Annotated in this window: 19 protein-coding genes, 1 rRNA gene and 1 riboswitch; of the genes, 18 read left to right on the plus strand and 2 right to left on the minus strand. The window is 51.4% G+C overall.

Features of this window, described 5'->3' with window-relative positions:
- The first annotated feature begins 103 nt into the window (after positions 1-103).
- Both rrf and NST43_RS31455 read left to right on the plus strand, forming a co-directional pair.
- Positions 104-220, plus strand: a 5S ribosomal RNA gene (gene rrf, locus NST43_RS31450).
- Positions 221-480: 260 nt separating this feature from the next.
- Positions 481-906 carry a hypothetical protein gene (locus tag NST43_RS31455; protein ID WP_209994351.1) on the plus strand — a complete coding sequence of 142 codons (426 nt, stop codon included), beginning with the start codon at positions 481-483 and terminating at the stop codon, positions 904-906.
- Between the two features lie 84 nt (positions 907-990).
- Here the strand turns inward: NST43_RS31455 and NST43_RS31460 are convergent, their stop codons facing one another.
- Complete coding sequence (locus tag NST43_RS31460) at positions 991-1515, minus strand: hypothetical protein (protein ID WP_209994352.1); 525 nt, start codon at positions 1513-1515, stop codon at positions 991-993.
- Between the two features lie 210 nt (positions 1516-1725).
- Here NST43_RS31460 and NST43_RS31465 point away from each other — a divergent pair, with 210 nt between their 5' ends.
- The 10 genes from NST43_RS31465 to rsmI all read left to right on the plus strand — a co-directional run bounded on the left by NST43_RS31465 (position 1726) and on the right by rsmI (position 9366).
- Entirely contained in the window at positions 1726-1911 is a 186-nt protein-coding gene (locus NST43_RS31465; protein ID WP_209994353.1) for a sigma factor G inhibitor Gin, read from the plus strand.
- Positions 1912-2128: 217 nt separating this feature from the next.
- Complete coding sequence (locus NST43_RS31470; RefSeq protein ID WP_339221434.1) at positions 2129-3751, plus strand: aminotransferase class I/II-fold pyridoxal phosphate-dependent enzyme; 1623 nt, start codon at positions 2129-2131, stop codon at positions 3749-3751.
- Positions 3752-4393, plus strand: a complete 642-nt coding sequence (gene tmk / locus NST43_RS31475; RefSeq protein ID WP_036723984.1) for a dTMP kinase — start codon at positions 3752-3754, stop codon at positions 4391-4393.
- Positions 4394-4508: 115 nt separating this feature from the next.
- Positions 4509-4838 carry a cyclic-di-AMP receptor gene (locus NST43_RS31480; protein WP_036723983.1) on the plus strand — a complete coding sequence of 110 codons (330 nt, stop codon included), beginning with the start codon at positions 4509-4511 and terminating at the stop codon, positions 4836-4838.
- A gap of 5 nt (positions 4839-4843) precedes the next feature.
- Positions 4844-5287: a YaaR family protein gene (locus NST43_RS31485; RefSeq protein WP_036723982.1), complete on the plus strand. Its 444-nt coding sequence runs from the start codon at positions 4844-4846 to the stop codon at positions 5285-5287.
- Positions 5288-5305: 18 nt separating this feature from the next.
- Positions 5306-6280: a DNA polymerase III subunit delta' gene (gene holB, locus NST43_RS31490; RefSeq protein WP_036696363.1), complete on the plus strand. Its 975-nt coding sequence runs from the start codon at positions 5306-5308 to the stop codon at positions 6278-6280.
- Positions 6281-6430: 150 nt separating this feature from the next.
- Positions 6431-7231: a stage 0 sporulation family protein gene (locus tag NST43_RS31495; RefSeq protein ID WP_036696365.1), complete on the plus strand. Its 801-nt coding sequence runs from the start codon at positions 6431-6433 to the stop codon at positions 7229-7231.
- A 31-nt stretch (positions 7232-7262) separates the two neighbouring features.
- Positions 7263-7625 (plus strand): DNA replication initiation control protein YabA, encoded by a 363-nt coding sequence (gene yabA / locus NST43_RS31500; RefSeq protein WP_209994356.1) that lies wholly within the window; start codon positions 7263-7265, stop codon positions 7623-7625.
- A gap of 62 nt (positions 7626-7687) precedes the next feature.
- Positions 7688-8464, plus strand: coding sequence for a tRNA1(Val) (adenine(37)-N6)-methyltransferase (locus NST43_RS31505; protein ID WP_339221440.1), 777 nt, complete (start codon positions 7688-7690; stop codon positions 8462-8464).
- Positions 8461-9366: a 16S rRNA (cytidine(1402)-2'-O)-methyltransferase gene (gene rsmI, locus NST43_RS31510; RefSeq protein WP_339221442.1), complete on the plus strand. Its 906-nt coding sequence runs from the start codon at positions 8461-8463 to the stop codon at positions 9364-9366. The genes NST43_RS31505 and rsmI overlap by 4 nt, the downstream gene beginning before the upstream one ends.
- 815 nt (positions 9367-10181) lie before the next feature.
- Here the strand turns inward: rsmI and NST43_RS31515 are convergent.
- The gene (locus NST43_RS31515) at positions 10182-10436 is read right to left on the minus strand and encodes an AbrB/MazE/SpoVT family DNA-binding domain-containing protein (RefSeq protein ID WP_019914502.1); all 255 of its coding nucleotides are present in this window, start codon (positions 10434-10436) and stop codon (positions 10182-10184) included.
- Between the two features lie 275 nt (positions 10437-10711).
- On the opposite strand from NST43_RS31515, the gene NST43_RS31520 reads away from it, so the two are divergent.
- The 6 genes from NST43_RS31520 to yabG all read left to right on the plus strand — a co-directional run bounded on the left by NST43_RS31520 (position 10712) and on the right by yabG (position 17278).
- Complete coding sequence (locus tag NST43_RS31520; RefSeq protein ID WP_209994358.1) at positions 10712-11995, plus strand: HD domain-containing protein; 1284 nt, start codon at positions 10712-10714, stop codon at positions 11993-11995.
- Positions 11996-12057: 62 nt separating this feature from the next.
- Positions 12058-12828 (plus strand): TatD family hydrolase, encoded by a 771-nt coding sequence (locus NST43_RS31525; RefSeq protein WP_209994359.1) that lies wholly within the window; start codon positions 12058-12060, stop codon positions 12826-12828.
- Positions 12829-13026: 198 nt separating this feature from the next.
- Positions 13027-13254: riboswitch (cyclic di-AMP (ydaO/yuaA leader) on the plus strand.
- A 286-nt stretch (positions 13255-13540) separates the two neighbouring features.
- Positions 13541-14701: a 3D domain-containing protein gene (locus NST43_RS31530; protein WP_209994360.1), complete on the plus strand. Its 1161-nt coding sequence runs from the start codon at positions 13541-13543 to the stop codon at positions 14699-14701.
- Positions 14702-14862: 161 nt separating this feature from the next.
- Entirely contained in the window at positions 14863-15414 is a 552-nt protein-coding gene (gene rnmV, locus NST43_RS31535; protein WP_209994361.1) for a ribonuclease M5, read from the plus strand.
- Positions 15411-16295: a 16S rRNA (adenine(1518)-N(6)/adenine(1519)-N(6))-dimethyltransferase RsmA gene (gene rsmA / locus NST43_RS31540; protein ID WP_209994362.1), complete on the plus strand. Its 885-nt coding sequence runs from the start codon at positions 15411-15413 to the stop codon at positions 16293-16295. The genes rnmV and rsmA overlap by 4 nt, the downstream gene beginning before the upstream one ends.
- Before the next feature lie 74 nt (positions 16296-16369).
- Positions 16370-17278: a sporulation peptidase YabG gene (gene yabG / locus NST43_RS31545; RefSeq protein ID WP_209994363.1), complete on the plus strand. Its 909-nt coding sequence runs from the start codon at positions 16370-16372 to the stop codon at positions 17276-17278.
- Positions 17279-17475: the final 197 nt, after the last annotated feature.

The raw sequence follows: 17475 nt of genomic DNA on the forward strand, positions 1-17475 counted from the left end.
TCAGGAATCAAATTCCTGAAAGATTTTAAGCTGCATGTCCTTTCTGAGGATTGATATTTTGCGGGAGTGATCTCACGGATGTCAACGCAGCGCAAAAATCATGTTTGGTGGCGATAGCGGAGGGGTTCCACACGTACCCATCCCGAACACGACCGTTAAGCCCTCCAGCGCCGATGGTACTTGGACCGAAGGGTCCTGGGAGAGTAGGACGTTGCCAAGCACATGAGCCATTGCCGATAATTCGACAATGGTTTTTTTGTATATCCACATATAAAAAAGCGGGTAGTGATACGGAAAATTAATATAAAAACGCTTACAAACGAGTGACATTTTTGTTACCGACGAGGCGATGGTTCCAAGTATAATGGAAAAGTGCAATAAATAAGCAAAAGCCTTAATACGAATGAACTACGTATAAATTCTAACTTGGAATTTTCTTGCGTCTTTAGATGCATGGTAGAGGTAAGGAGGATTTAAGGTATGAAGCGAACCCAACCTTTGTGGATATTAGTTATTCTTTGTATAGTCGGAGTAATGCTGGCGGGTTGCGGAACGAAAGAGCCGGCTTGGGATACTTTTAACGGTGCACTCAATGAGGAGGACTTCCCTGTTCCCAAAGAGGCAAGCTCTCCCGACAGAACAACTACAAATGTAGCCATGGACTATGTACGTTACTCCCTGCCGGGGCTGAAGGAGAAGAAGGGCGTACCAGAGCCTTATCTCGAGGCGATTAAAGCGTGGGGATGGGAAGAGCAGGAACAAGATCAGAATGCGGACGATTCCGGGAGCTCCCGTGTTTTTCAGAAAGAAGGACTTATTGTACACCTAACTATACATGATGATTACTTCATTGTAATGATCCCAAAGGAAAAGAAGGTCACGACCAAAGGTTTGAAGAACAGATAAAAAATCGCCGTCCGATTGTGGATGGCGATTTTTTGTGTGCATGCTTGGCCGCTTAAATACAGGGCTATGTATATCTGGTTGGGATTATTGGGCGTAATAGGAGGCATCTGCTGCATTGAACTTGAGCATTCCGTCTTTGGCTACACTGTTCAAGCGCAGCAGCGTATACAGACGGGGCAGCAGCAGCCACAGGTGGCATACCGCAAGCGAAGCCGTGAAGGCGGGCGGAGCCCAGAGGATGAAGAGTGCGGCTATGCAAAGACCGATCCAGAGGTTATGCAGCTGTACGGTGCGGAAGATGCCGTAATTAATATATTGATCAGGCATGTAACCGGGCCAGGGCAGGCGCAGGGACAATCTCCAGCGCTTGGCGATAGGGTGTCCGCTAATTAGCAGCACAGAGCGTGAGATGACATACTGAATCCACAGCATGACAGGTCCGGCTATAATCATGAACAGGACACTCAGCCAGGACAGAAAGACACTTTCGAGCACAAGGCATACAAAGGGAAGGGCGAGATAGACCCGCAGCAGGAATGCTGTAATAGTAATTTTTTTGATAAGCTTGTATTGATAGAATGTAGCGGCACCTTTGGTGTTTGGTTCCATACCGGAAATTCGGACCTCCTCGCAAGTTCTCTTGTTATTAATATCGGCCTGCTCCTGCGTTTTGTTAAACAACGGGCTCAGATTCACCGAATGGGTATCGGGCGAATATATATATTTTAGGCTATTAAGGATTAGGAAAAAACTATGAAAAGGTTTAAAATGATAGAAGGTGTACCATACTGTTCTTAAAAGAGTCAAGGTGGGATGAAAATGGAACAGCAAACCGGGCAGGCCTGCATTATCTGCGGGCAGGAAAAGGAAGAAGGCATTGTGATTGTCACGCATTTCATCTGTGAAGACTGTGAGAGTGAGATGGTGCGTACGGAAGCTGAGGATGTGAAGTACAACTTTTTTATTAGCCGGATGAAGAAGATCAATCTGCAAAAGCATGCTTAATGCACGAAGCGCAGTACTTGTAACAAGTAACATATAAAGAGCGGGCGGTGGATCTGTGTCGCGTTGGCTGCAAATAGAAGGTTCCTCTTAACGGCTTCTCCGCCCTGACCGGGTGAGGGGAGCCGTTTTGTTGCTTGTGCAGTCCTTTGCGGAAGTGATAGGCGTTTGGGTGTATTTGCGTTAAAATAGAAGGTAACCCCCAGGGAAGGAAGAATCTATGGACAAGCTACAGCCTGGCAGGGCACCTGTATACGAAATGCTGGAACAATATAGACATAAGGGTAATATATCTTATCATGTGCCGGGTCACAAGAACGGAGAGGCTTACCGGAGTACTGTCAGTGCAGAGAGTGCGGGGTATCTCACGGAAGTGATGCGTTACGATGTGACGGAGATAACCGGAACGGATGATCTTCATCATCCGGAAGGGGTAATAAGGGAAGCGCAGGAGCTGGCCGCCGATTGTTATGGCGCGGAGGAGAGTTATATGCTGGTGGGCGGCAGCACTGCCGGTAATCTGGCACTGATCCTGACGGTCTGTTCTGAGCCCGGCAGGCTGCTTATCTTGCAGCGCAACGTCCACAAGTCCGTGATCCATGGACTGATGCTGGCAGGAGCGCGTGCAGTCTTCCTGGAGCCGCAGATCGACCCGGGCAGCGGCCTTGCCGTGGCCCCGTCTGCTGAGACGGTGCAGGCGGCGCTGGCAGCCTACCCGGAGGCTGCCGGAGTACTGGTTACCCTGCCGAATTACTACGGCATGGGCATTGACCTTGCGCCCCTCGCGCAGGCCTGTCACACCAGCGGCGTGCCGCTGCTGGTGGATGAGGCGCACGGGGCGCATTACGGGCAGCACCCGGCGCTTCCAGCCGGGGCGCTTGCCGGGGGCGCGGACGGCGTGGTGCAGTCCACGCATAAGATGCTGACGGCGCTGACGATGGGCGCCATGCTGCATGTGCAAGGGCCATGGCTTGACCGCGCGCTGCTGCGGCAGCGCCTGGCCATGGTGCAGAGCTCCAGCCCATCGTACCCCGTGATGGCTTCGCTCGATCTGGCCCGGCGCCTGCTGCACAGCCAGGGCACCGGTGCCTTCACGGCGGGGCTCGCCGCCGTGGATGTCCTGCGGCGCGGCCTGACGGCGCTGCCGCGCTTCAGGCTGCTGCAGCCGGCTTCGCTGCAGCAGCCTGTCTGCGGCGAGGCGTGCGCCGCAGGAGTGAGTACGCCGCCGCTGCGCGGGGCGGCGTACGTGACCCAGGACCCCTTTAAGGCGGTCATTTATGACGCCGCAGGGGTCCTGGGGGGCTTCGAGCTGCAACGCAGGCTAGAAGAGAGGGGGATCGTGCCGGAGATGAGCGACGACCGGCACGTGGTTCTGGCCTTCAGCCTCGGCTCGAAGGCTGAGGAGGCAGCGGAGCTGCTGACAGCGCTGCAGGACATCGCAGCGCAGACCTCCTTGCCAGCGCCGCAGATAGGCGGGACCGCAGCCCCGGCAGCGTCATATAATAGCAGAGAGGGGGATGCAATCTCCCCTGGCCATATTTCCACGTGGAACAATTTCGACATTCCGGCAGTATCGGCTCCGGTTGCGTTCTCTACCAGGCCGGTGGCTGCCGGAGAGACAGAGAGCATAGAGCTTGAGGCAAGCGCCGGCAGGATTGCGGCAGAGATGGTTATTCCCTATCCGCCAGGCATCCCGCTCTTATATCCCGGAGAGAGCATTACAGCGTCTGTCTGTCACAGGCTGATCCGCCTGCGTACAGGCGGGGCGAAATTCCAGGCCTGTGCTGATCCGGCCTTACAGCATATTATGGTATACAACATTCAGAAGGGCGGAGAAGCATAAGTGAAGCGAGAAGGATTCTTCATTACACTGGAGGGAGGCGACGGCTCCGGCAAAACAACCGTACTAGGCAGGGTGGCAGCTTATCTGCAGAACCATTCCATGCCCTACTTAATCACCCGCGAACCGGGAGGGATTGAGATTGCCGAGAAGATCCGCTCTATTATCCTCGACCCGGCGCATACGGCTATGGATGCCCGGACAGAGGCACTCCTGTATGCTGCGGCAAGAAGCCAGCATCTGGCGGAGGTGGTCGAGCCTGCCTTGCAGGAGGGAATTACCGTGCTCTGCGACCGTTTTGTAGACAGCAGTCTGGTCTATCAAGGGTACGCCAGAGGGCTGGGCATCGAAGAGGTGAGGGGGATTAACCGGTTTGCGACTGGCGGGAGAATGCCCGATCTTACCTTTTACCTGGATGTAGATCCTGAGGTGGGCCTGTCCCGGATAGCGGCCAATCAGAACCGGGAAGTGAACCGGCTGGATCTGGAGAGCCTGGAGTTTCATCAGAAGGTGCGGGCGGGCTATGAACTGGTAACCAGCTCTGATCCGCAGCGGATTGTGGTGCTTGATGCGGGTCGTCCCATCCATATGGTGGAGCAGGATATTGTACGTGTACTGAAGGACAGGATATTAAAGGATTTCTAAGGTGTTTTGTCAAATAAACAATAGAGGTATAATGATTGAACAGGGCTTCTCCGCAGATTGAATCGATGTTGTGCGGAAAGCCTGTGAACATAACTAATTAGGAGGGGATACGAAGATGAATTTGATCATTGCAATTATCCAGGATAAAGACAGCAACCGGCTATCCAGTGAACTGGTGAAGGCGAACTTCCGTGCCACCAAGCTGGCGAGTACAGGCGGATTTCTCCGTGCGGGTAACACTACCTTTTTGATTGGGGTAGATGATATTCAGGTAGACGCTGTACTCAGTGTAATCCGTAACAGCTGCAAAGTACGCGAGCAACTGGTCACTCCGGTCACGCCGATGAGCGGCACGACAGATTCCTATTTGCCGCTTCCTGTTGAAGTGCAGGTGGGCGGAGCTACCGTATTCGTACTTCCCGTCGATCGTTTCGAGCATTATTGAGCATAATGAAGATCAACCCGGGCTACAGGCCCTTAAAAAGCGAAATGCTGACCACGGAGGCTGAGAGGCGGCCGGTTCAGCAAAAAAATTTCAACGATGTATTTCAACAGCAAAGCCAGCAGAAAACTATAGATGAGTTGAACCGTCAGATTAAAGATATCCAGCTGCAAGGCGACCGGCTCTCCAAATCCATGACTGTACGTGAGCTGTCGATCTACCGGAACCTGATCAAACGGTTTCTGGAGGAGACGGCCCGCCGCGGAGTGATCCTGAAGGACACCAAAGGCTGGGACCGGCGGGGGCGCGGCAAACGCTACAAGCTGCTCGAAGAGGTTGATGCCGCTCTGCTGAATATGGCAGATGATCTGCTGGACAGCGAGCAGGGGCGGATCGATCTCCTGGGACGGGTCGGAGAGATCCGCGGGCTGCTGATTAATCTTTCTTTCTGACAAACTTTGGAGGAAATTATGTCTTTTCATGAACTATTAGGCCAGGAGGACGCCAAGCGGCTGCTTCAGAATGCCTTACGCAAGGATGCTGTCAGCCATGCCTATCTGTTCACGGGTCCGGCAGGCAGCGGGCAGGTGAAGATGGCTTTGACGTTCGCCCAGGCGATATTCTGTACCGCCAGCAAAGATGATGCCTGCGGAGAGTGCCTGGAATGCCGCAAGGTGGAGCATGGCAATCATCCTGATTTAACGCTGCTGCGCCCCGATGGGGCGAGCATTAAGATCGATCAGATTCGTGAACTTCAGCGTGTTTTTTCCTACCGCTCGGAAGGAATTAACCCGAAGGTTTATATTATAGAAGGAGCGGACAAAATGACGGTGCAAGCCGCGAATAGTCTGCTGAAATTCCTGGAGGAGCCGCCGGCCCCTGCGGTAGGCATTCTGATCTCCGATAACAGCAGTTCCCTGCTCCCGACGATCCAGTCCAGAACCCAGCGCATCCCGTTTAGCCCGCTCCATCCGGATATTATGCTGCAGGCGCTGTCCGGTGAAGGGGTTCCGGTGCCGCTGGCACGGTGCGCGGTGTCGCTGACTGCCGGTCTTGACGGCTGCAGGGAACTTTTGGCACAGAATTGGTTTGCAGAAATGAGAAATCTAGTGTTACAATTAGCGAAGGAGTCTCTGGGCAAGGGCAGCACTGCGGTAGCAACCGCGGGTTCGAAGCTGTTCAAGACCGGACTTGGTGAACATTTGGACACTCTATTCAGCATGTTCCACTTATGGTTCAAAGATATGCTCTACTTCCTGTACCGAAAGCACGAAAGTATCGTTTTCATAGATCAGTTAGACTTTATTTCGAGGGCTGCCCGTCAGAGGAGTACGCAGCAGTGGGTGGCTTATATGGAATATGCGGCGGAGAGCAAGCGGAAGCTGCGTTCCAATGCCAATGCCCAGCTGTGTCTGGAGCAGTTTTTAATCCGGCTGGAAAGCTAGAGGCTCGGGTTATTTATAATAGATCCTCCGGGATATAATCCTCAGCACCTGGAAAGACCGGGTATAGCGGACGAGGAAGGACAAGCATGGATCATCAGGGAAGCAGTCTTGCTTAAGGGTTCCTTTACCGTCAAACAAGGGGGTTAATTTTTGTACAGCGTAGTAGGTGTCCGCTTCAAAAAAGCGGGTAAAATATATTATTTCGATCCGCTTGATTTCCCGATTGAACGCGATCAATGCGTGATTGTCGAGACTGCAAGAGGGGTCGAATACGGTAAGGTTGTCGTTGGCAAAAAAGAGGTGCAGGAAGCTGACGTTGTACTGCCGCTCAAGAAAGTCATGCGCATTGCCGGTGAAACCGACGCGCGCGTGGTGGAAGAGAACAAGGGTGCAGCGAAGGATGCTTTTACCACCTGTTTAAATAAAATCCGCGATCATGGCCTCAAAATGAAGCTGGTGGATGTGGAGTTTACGTTTGACCGCAACAAGATTATTTTCTACTTTACGGCCGAGGGCCGCGTGGATTTCCGCGAGCTGGTGAAGGACCTGGCCAGTATTTTCCGTACCCGCATTGAGCTCCGGCAGATTGGTGTGCGGGATGAAGCCAAGATGCTGGGCGGATTAGGCCCATGCGGACGGGTGCTCTGCTGCTCCTCCTGGCTTGGTGATTTCGAGCCGGTGTCCATCAAGATGGCGAAGGATCAGAATCTGTCGCTTAACCCGACCAAGATCTCGGGATTATGCGGACGGCTGATGTGTTGTCTGAAGTTTGAGCATGATAATTATGAGAGCACGAAGGAAGAAATGCCGGCCGTAGGCAAAATGGTCGTTACTTCACTGGGTGACGGCAAGGTAGTCGGTATCAATGCCGGCAGCCGCACGGTTCATGTGCAGTTGTTTGAAGTGGGTAAAGTTAAAGAACTTCCAATGGATGATGTTGTCGTCAAGTAAACCATTATAAGGTTACTTTCGGGGTGGAAACTTGGAGAAGAAAAATATATTTACACACATGCAGGAGATGGAAGCGCAGATGGATGAGATGCGCACCACTCTGGGCGATTGGAAGCAGACGGTCAAAGAGTTGATGGAAGCGAATCAGAAGCTGAGTCTGGAGAACGAGCAACTTCGTATCATATTGAAAAGGGAAGCGCCTGTAGATAAGGCCGCACTGTCTGCGGAGGCAGAGGCTATACTTGCTGCCGAAGGGAAAGAGGAGGTTGTCGGGGAAGGCTACGATAATCTGGCCCGGCTGTATCACGAAGGCTTCCATATCTGCAATGTTTACTTTGGGCATTTGCGGACGGAAGGCGATTGTCTGTTCTGCCTTTCTTTTCTTAATAAATGAGGATATCCAGCCGTAGGAGATTGTCGCCTACGGTTTTTTTGAATGTAGAGAAGGAGATTACAATGACCCATTCAATGAACAATACACCTGTACCCCTGCAAGAAGCAGAGCGGATCGATGACCTGCTCACCCATGATCTGAGAATTATCCAGAGTGACGAAGTGTTCAGCTTCTCGATGGATGCCGTGCTGCTGGCACGGTTCGCCAGTGTACCGCCGCGTGGCCGGGTGCTTGACCTGTGTACGGGTAACGGGGTCATCCCCATGCTGCTGACGACGCGGACAAAGGCTTCTATAGAAGGAATCGAGATTCAGCCCCGTCTGGCAGACATGGCCCGGCGTAGTGTGTCGCTTAACGGTCTGGAGGAGCGGGTACAGATTCATGAGGGTGATTTGCGGGAGCTTCATCTTACAGCGGGCTATGGCGTATACGATGCGATCACGGTGAATCCCCCTTATATGCCGCTGAACGGGAGCGATCTGAAGCTGAATTCCCATCAGGCGATGGCCCGCCATGAAATCGGTTGTACCCTGGAGGAGGTCATTCAGGCCTGTGTCCGGCTGGTCCGTACCGGAGGCAAAGTCAGCATGGTGCATAAGCCGCAGCGCCTCGTGGATATTATCAGTCTGATGCGGAAGCACCGGCTTGAGCCGAAGCTGATCCGCTTTGTGCATCCACGTGCCCATCTGGAAGCAAATATGGTTCTGATCGAGGCCGCGCGTGACGGGAAGCCGGAGGTGCGTTTACAACCGCCTTTAATCGTATATAATGAGGACAATCAATATTGCCCTGAGATTATGGATATTTATTACGGAAACAAAGAGGATAATAGCCAATGACCATACAATGCCAAAGCAGCTTTCAAAATAATCATGATGGAGCGAAGCCTGAAGGATGCGGATGTCTGTATCTAGTAGCTACGCCGATCGGCAATCTGGAGGATATGACTTACCGCGCAGTACGCACGCTGAAGGAATGCGATATTATCGCCGCTGAGGATACGAGACAGACGCGTAAGTTGCTGAGCCATTTTGAAATTACACCGTCCATGCTGTTCAGTTATCATGAGCATAACAAGGCCGCCAGCGGACCGGAGCTGATACGCTATATAATAGAAGGTAAAAATCTGGCACTCGTCAGCGATGCCGGTCTGCCGGCGATTTCCGACCCTGGTGCCGATCTGGTAGCTCTGGCTGTCAGTCATCAGATTCCGGTGATTCCGGTACCTGGAGCGAATGCCGCCTTGTCGGCTTTGATTGCCTCAGGATTGCCTACGGCAAGCTTCACGTTCATCGGCTTCCTGCCCAGAGAGCGCAAGGATATAAGGGCTGTTCTGGCCCCTCTGCGTGCTGCCCAAGGAACACTGCTCTTCTATGAATCGCCGCACCGCGTTGCCAAGACACTTGTTCATTTGCAGGAGGCCTTCGGCAACCGCCGGATTACACTGGCCCGTGAGCTGACCAAGCGCTATGAGGAGTTCCTGCGCGGAAGCATCGAGGAGTGCATAGCCTGGCTGGAGGAGCATCCTCCGCTTGGTGAATACGTAATCGTGCTTGAGGGAGAGAGTAAAGAGGAGGCGGAGCTGGCTGAATCTTCCTGGTGGCGCCAGCTTAGTACCGGTGAGCATGTGGCTCATTATGAAACTTCAGGCTTAACGCGTAAGGATGCTATGAAAAAGGCAGCGTCCGACCGCGGCTTGTCCAAGCGCGATATTTATAACGAACTCCTGGAGCGGAGGTAGAACACTGCTGTGCTGAAGTTGTTCGAATTCCAGTAAAAACCTAAAAATGGGTATAATCATCTGAACACCCAATGAAATAAATGTATTTCATACACTTATATGGATTGTATTATTCCTTTTATTAGTTATAGTTGTAGTTTATACATTTATATGTATAGGAAACGTACCATCTAGAGGATTTATATGGATATAAGTGTACAAAGTACACTTATATTGATCAGATGGATGAATTGGAAATAAATAGCTGCACGGAATACAGTTATCCAGTTAACCCATGCTGATTTTTCATTATCCATTAACTCTAGTTCACTAAAGTAACCGATCCCAATCATGTTCAAATTGACTAGCCGCTCCACAGTAAAGCAATTCCCGCAGGGAGAGCGATCTACGCTCATTCGTGGCACAAAACCACCCGGCTCAGCCGCCATAGGCAGCCTGCCTATGGCGAACCCCTTCGCTTGACAAGGCCCTGAGGAATCACCGCAGGGAGGCCGAGAAGGGCCGGTTCACCGCCGAACCTTGCTTCCTTCCGCGCCAGCTGCAGAGATTCACCAAGCTTCCGGGTGTCCAGAGGGCCGGGGCCCTTGGGGCCCTCCCTTTAGGGAGGGTTTGGGAGGGTAAGAGATAGATATAAAGTTTTTGAACTTCAAGCTTGAACTTCTGATTTGAACTTCTAGTAAGTAAAAGAAAAAGGGCATCCGGGGAAAGTCCCCGAAAATAGTACAAAAAAATACCTCCCGCGCGAACGGGAGGCCAAGGAGATATAAAAAGGTTAGAATTAACAATTGGATTAGTCCTATTATACCCTATTTATTTTAGTTTGTCACAGGGGTAGGGATAGCCGAAATGCATTCATGACAAACAATTTTACCCTTGAAGTAAGTTACATTCTCAGCATTACCGCAGAAAATACAAGCAGGTTCGTATTTCTTAAGCATGATCCGCTCACCGTCCACGTAAATTTCGAGCGCATCTTTTTCTCCAATGCCTAGCGTGCGACGCAATTCAATTGGAATAACGACCCGTCCAAGCTCATCTACCTTACGTACAATTCCTGTTGATTTCATCATTACAATCGTTGCTCCTCTCAATGTTCAAAAGCGTCATTATTCGACATTCTTCACTGTTTTATGATATTTATAATACCAACCATTCCCAAAACAGTCAACCTTTTTTCAGGCTAATTTTAAGGATTTTTTTGAGAGTACATTTATACCGCGATTGATCAAGCAAATTACCTTCAAAAAGCTTATAAAGATTTTTGTCGATTTGGCAGTCGTTTAATCGCTAATATTCGACAAAGAGCGACAATATATTATATAAAACAAGAAAAGGAGATGATTTCATGAAGCAACCTTTGTCAGAAGAGAAGGTATTTAAGGACCCGGTTCACAACTACATCCATGTACAGGACACCATTATCTGGAGACTGATCAACACTATGGAGTTCCAGCGCCTGCGGCGTATCCGGCAGCTTGGCACCTCTTACTTAACCTTTCATGGAGCGGAACACAGCCGATTCTCTCATTCTCTAGGTGTATATGAGATTACGCGGAGGATTATCTCCCAATTTGAACGGAGTGGTTACAAGGACTGGATACCGGAGGAAAGACTGCTCACCTTATGTGCGGCGCTGCTGCATGATCTGGGGCATGGCCCATTTTCCCATTCTATAGAAGAAGCTTTCGAAATGGATCATGAAGACTGGACCTGCCGCATCATTCTGGAGGATACGGAGATCACGGCTATTCTGCGCGATGTGGCGGAAGATTTCCCTGGTAAAGTGGCTTCGGTCATCTCCAAAACCTATGAGCATGAAATTGTTGTCAATTTGGTGTCAGGACCGCTGGATGCGGACCGGATGGATTATCTGCTGCGGGATGCGTATTATACAGGGGTGAATTACGGAACCATAGACATCGACCGGATTCTGCGGATGCTTCGCCCTTATGACGGCCGGGTGGTGGTGAAGGAATCAGGGATGCATGCGATTGAGGATTATCTGATGTCACGGTACCAGATGTACTGGCAGGTCTATTTCCATCCGGTAACCCGCAGCTCTGAGATTATTCTGCGGCAGATTCTCCGCCGGGCCAAGGAGCTGGTGCAGCAGGAGTATGCCTTCAGATTCATGATCGAGCCCTTGAGTGATCTGTTCAGCGGAGAGGTGACGGTAGCTCAGTATCTGCTGCTCGATGAAGCCTTGATGCAGACTGCCTTCATGCAGTGGACGCTGGAGGAGGATGACATCCTGAGCGACTTGTGCAGCCGGTTTATCCATCGTAAACTGTATAAATATGTGGAGATGGAGCATCTGGATTCCGGCACCATTGACGAAATCCGCCGCAGCTTCGACGGTGCCGGACTGCGGCCCGATTATGACCTGGAAATTGATTTCCCCACCGATCTTCCTTATGATGTGTTCCGTCCGGGAGACGGGTTTGACAGCAAGCAGATTCTGCTTCTGGACAAGTATGACCAGCTGAGGGAAATCTCCGAGGTTTCGGATATTGTACGCTCTATCAGCGGCATTCACCGCGGCAGATACCATCTGTATTTTCCGCAGGACAGGCTGCAGAAAGCCCTTCCACAGCTGCCGCCGTCTATCGCAGAGATTTTTGCCAAATAATCAGATCAAGCCTGGAATTCTGGAATTATAGATAGAATCACAAGCCGAAAGGATGTAATGTAATGCAGCTATTCGACACACATACCCATCTGGATGCTCCACAATTCGACGAAGACCGCGAAGAGGTCATTGCCAGAGCGCTGGAATCTGGAGTCAGCAAAATGATCAACATCGGCTTTAACCGGGAAACGATACCGACCACCATGCAGCTTGCCGAGAAATATGATTATATTTATGCAGCCGTAGGCTGGCATCCCCAGGATGCGATCAGTATGAAGGACGGAGACCTGGAGTGGATCGCCTCCCTGTGTGCTCATCCCAAGGTGGTCGCCATCGGTGAGATCGGGCTTGATTATTACTGGGACACCTCCCCTAAGGAAGTGCAGCATGAAGTATTCCGCAAGCAGATCGGGCTTGCCCGTGAGCTGAAGATGCCAATTAGTATTCATAACCGTGATGCTCATGAAGATGTCATCCGTATTCTCCGTGAGGAAAAGGCGGGCGAGGTTGGCGGCGTTATGCATTCCTTCTCCGGCAGCTGGGAAAGTGCCAAGATGTGTCTTGATTTGGGCTTCCATCTTTCTTTTGGAGGACCGATTACGTTCAAGAATGCCAGGGTACCCAAAGAGGTGCTTGCCCAGACTCCGCTGGACCGGCTTCTCATCGAAACAGACTCCCCATATCTGACTCCGCACCCGTTCCGGGGCAAGCGAAATGAGACCGCTCATGTGAGGCTGGTAGCGGAGGCAGCTGCGGCAATAAAAGGGATTGAATTACAGGAATTGGCGGAAATTACGTATGCGAACGCACTGGAACGATTTGGTATACTCTGAAAATGAGAGTAAAAGTGATGAAAAATGAAGTATAGCGGATATATTAAACTTTTATGACCGAAAAACGGCCGATTATTACAATATTTTAATCATTTTTTTACGTAAACGTGGTTGAATCGTCCTTTACAACATGTATCAAAACAGGATATCATCTTTTCAGTGCAGTGAGCTGTTGTAACTGTGACAGTCACTTTTTCATGGATCGTCTCGCTGAGTCTCCGGATGGAGAACGGGGGAACCAATAATGCTCTGCCGCATGAACGTATGAGAGTACAACACAGAATTGCCGCAGACTTTATTTGATTTCTTTACGTGGTCTTTGGGGTGAATTTGAGGGCAACCGCCGTGAGCGGGTGACCTGAGATAGGGCGTCTCTCTTATGCCCGAACCCGACAGCTAACCCCGTAAGCGCAAGTAAGAGAGGAAACCTCGTGCATAAGCATTCCCGCGTTTTTGACACCGGAGAAGCCACGAAAGAGTCCTCCATGAACTCTTTTTAGGCTTTTTTTGTTTTGAATAACGCGGATGCTCCCGGCATACTGTTATATAACAGATATCCGGAGTAACTATGCCGAGCAGGCGATCCATGAGCAGGAAACGCTGAAGCAATGCGGGCGTATCCTGTTGCAATCTCAAACCTAGTTTCGTCAGAAGTGATACAGTCACCTTGATATAACTTAGACGACGGGGCTATGTAAGGAGGATGGAGAGAGTGGGCGTATTCCAACCAGAGGTATCCCATGATTCGCAATCATCCAGCAGGTCTATCGCATTACGGTTGAAGCAAGTAAATCCCCGCGTAGTTTTACTTGCCGGTGTGGTATCGATTGTTATCGCACTGTTAATTCTGCTGTACGTACACGGTCAGAGCAAAAAGGAAATTACTCTAGTAATAGACGGACAGGTACAGACACTGGAGACGCGGGAAACGCTGTTCAGTGATGTGCTGGCTAAGGAACAGATTTCGCTGCAGGCGCATGATGAATTATCTATTGGCCTTAGTGATGAAATAAAAGACGGCGACCGTATCGTGATTAACACTGCGCAAAAGTTCGCTCTTACCGTAGACGGGAAGACCGAGACGTTATTTACGACCGAGGATACCATCGGTCAGGCCATTGGCAAACTGGGCCTCAGCCTGGAAGGCTTAGACAAGATTTACCCTTCGCTAGAAACCGCAGTATCTGCAGACATGGAAATCAAAATTGTCCGGATTAACAAGCATGTGGTTCAACGGACAACCAATTTGCCTTTCCGGGTAATCAAGACAGCAGACCCCTCTTTGACCAAGGGAACCGTAAGAGTTGCACAGGCAGGTAAGCCGGGCGTTATGATCCAGCACATCGAGAAGATCTATCAAGATGGCGAGCTGGCCACCATGCGCATGATCGGCAAAGAAGTACAGACGGTTACCAAGGACAAAGTCATTGCCATTGGTACCAAGCCGCTTCCTAAGCCCGCTCCTGTTGTTGCCAAAGTTTCCAAACCTGTAACAACCTCCAAGTCATCTAAAGCCAGTGCAAAGGCCAGCAATGTTACCAGTAAAGCTGGTGTGGATTTTGAGTACAAAAGAATGATTAAGAACGTATCCATGACCGCGTATTCCTCGCAAGAACCGGGTATTGGAACACGTACCGCCTCCGGCACGCGCGTAACGGAAGGCCGCACTATAGCTGTAGATCCAAGCATTATACCAATCGGCTGGTGGGTGTACATTGAAGGATTAGGGTTTCGCCGAGCAGAGGATACCGGCGGTGCCATCAAAGGCAACAAGGTGGATGTCTATTACGATTCACTGAGCCATGCCCGTAATTTCGGACGTAAGTCGCGGACACTTTATGTGATCGGACCTGTGAAGCCGGAGCTGAACTAAACGTAAAGTCTTTTGCAAATTAACGGTTAATACGATATAGTGAGGGAAGCACTTACGAAATTTTAGAGAGCTGCCGCTCATCACTTATACATTCTTTAGCCAAAAAGAAGGGGAGCGAATCCTCTTCTTTTTGCGTTCTGGAGTAAGGAGTAACATTATTTATGATTAAAGAGCTGATTGTGGTTGAAGGGAAAAGCGATACCGTTGCCGTTAAGCGGGCGGTAGAGGCAGATACGATCGAAACCGGGGGCTCGGCAGTGGACCGCAAGGTCATTGCCAAGATCCAGCTTGCCATGCAGCGCCGGGGCGTAATCATTCTTACGGACCCGGATCATGCCGGAGAGCGGATCCGCAAAATTGTCGCGGCCAAGGTACCGGGGTGCAAGCATGCCTTCATCCCGGAGAAGGATGCAACCCGCAAAGGGGATATCGGGATAGAGAACGCTTCGCCTGAGGCCATCCGCCATGCGCTGGAGCATGTGCATACCTCCTTCGAGGGGGCGCCGGTCATCATCGGGCTGGATGAGCTCATGGCCGGAGGGCTAATGGTGCATCCCCGCGCCGCAGAGCGCAGAATGCAGCTGGGCAATCTGCTCGGTATCGGTTATTGCAATGGCAAGCAGCTGTACAAACGTCTGGCGATGTTCGGCATTACCCGCGAGGAGTTCGCGCAGGCCCTCGCCCAAATTGATCAGGGAGGCATTACTTCATGAGTGGTACCGAGAACATCTCGTCCCCAACAAGAACCAAAGCGATAATTCAGCGTTACAAATTTTCCTTCAAAAAAAGCCTGGGCCAGAACTTTCTGATCGATCAGAATATTCTGGACAAAATAGTGGATGCCGCCGGTCTGGACAGCACAGCCGGTGCGCTTGAGATTGGACCGGGGATCGGAGCCCTGACGGAAAGATTGGCGATGACGGCCGGGGCCGTCACTGCGGTGGAGATTGACCGCAGGCTGATTCCTATCCTCAGGGACGTCCTGTCGCCCTATCCCCATGTGAAGATCCGCAATGACGATGTGCTGAAGGTGAATTTGCAGGAGCTGTTCGCTGAGGATTTCGCCGGCAGGGACCGGGTTAGTGTCGTAGCTAACCTGCCGTATTATGTGACCACACCTATACTCATGAAGCTGCTGGAAGAGAAGCTGCCGCTGGATAATATCGTGGTGATGATTCAGAAGGAGGTTGCTGAGCGTATGGCAGCGTCTCCGGGCGGCAAGGAGTACGGCAGTCTGAGTATTGCCGTTCAGTATTACAGCGAGCCTGAGCTGGTCTGTATGGTGCCGCGTACCGTGTTCATCCCGCAGCCGAATGTGGAATCGGCTGTGATCCGGCTGAAGGTCAGAGAGCGTCCTCCGGTGGAGGTAGCGGACGAGAAGCATTTCTTTGGTGTGGTTCAGGCGTCCTTTACCCAGCGGCGCAAGACGATTGCCAATAATCTTAAAGCCCGCTTCTTCCCGGAAGAAGGGCGTGAGCGCCTGGAGGCGCTGCTCTCTGAGGCCGGTATTGAACCCTCACGGCGCGGCGAGACGCTTAGCATTGAAGAATATGCACGGCTCAGTGCGGTTCTTCTGGCCGCAGGCATCGCATAGAATACAGAAAACCCTCCCGGGGGATGAACCAACCGGGGCCTTTGCCCATAACATGGGGTAGAGGTGGTGTTGTGATGAATCTAGGAGACTTGGTCATTCGTAAATCCTATGGCGGCGATGTGACCTTCCGGGTAGACAATATATTGCAGAATAGAGCAGTCATTAAAGGCACGGAGTTCCGTTTGCTGGCGGATTCCCCGCTGGAGGATCTGGTTCAGGTGCCTCCTACACGGGTTACCGAGCGGGGACAGCGTGCGCAGATCAAGGCAACAGAATCCTTAACCTGGCTGCGTAAAGACCGGCAGGTGCAGAGCCAGCGAAGCGGAGAGAGCGTATCGGGGACCACGGGGACCTGGGGTCAATCTCCGAAGGAAGCGGCTTATTTTGAAGTGCCGGGCAAGGTCCTGCATTTGGATGGGGACGCGCTCTATCTGAAGAAGAGCCTGAGCCTCTACGAGCAGCTGCGCATACCGGCAGAGGGACATCATGTCCATGAATCCAAAATGGCGGAAACGCTGTTCCGGCTGCTGCCCCGTGTGCGTCCCGATATCGTTGTGATTACCGGTCATGATGGAGTACTTAAGCAACAACAGAATTATGATCTGTACAGTCTGAGCAGCTATAAGAACTCACAGAATTTTGTGGCAGCCATCCGGGTAGCCCGTGAATATGAGCGGAATTTCGATGCCTTGACGATCGTAGCCGGAGCCTGCCAGTCGCACTTCGAAGCCCTCCTGGGCAATGGTGCCAACTTCGCCAGCTCCCCGGGCAGAATACTCATTCATGCCCTGGACCCGGTGTATATCGCGGCCAAGGCCTCCTTCACTTCCATCCGTGATACGGTGAACTTAAGCGATGTTCTGAACCATACGATCAGCGGTAGCCAGGGGATGGGCGGAATAGAGACGCGAGGCAGCTTCCGTATCGGAATGCCCCAGCTGCAGAATCTGGCAACGCTGAAGGTAGCGCCTTCGATGCTGTAAGCGGGCAAGCGGTAATTGAATAGATGGAAGAACAGGGTAAGCACTATTTGTGCTTATCCTGTTTTTGTTGGAGTAGGGGGACAGCTTCTGGCAGAAGGATGGGCTATGAAGCTGCCCTCGCCGTTACCGCTAACAAGGTGCTAAAGACAGGACTTTCCCTGTCTAAAAAAATTCCGTTGACAACTTTTTTGTCTTCA

Origin of the sequence: Paenibacillus sp. FSL H8-0332 (genome assembly GCF_037963835.1) — a bacterium.
In the GTDB taxonomy this organism is placed as follows: Bacteria; Bacillota; Bacilli; order Paenibacillales; family Paenibacillaceae; genus Paenibacillus_AQ; species Paenibacillus_AQ rhizoplanae.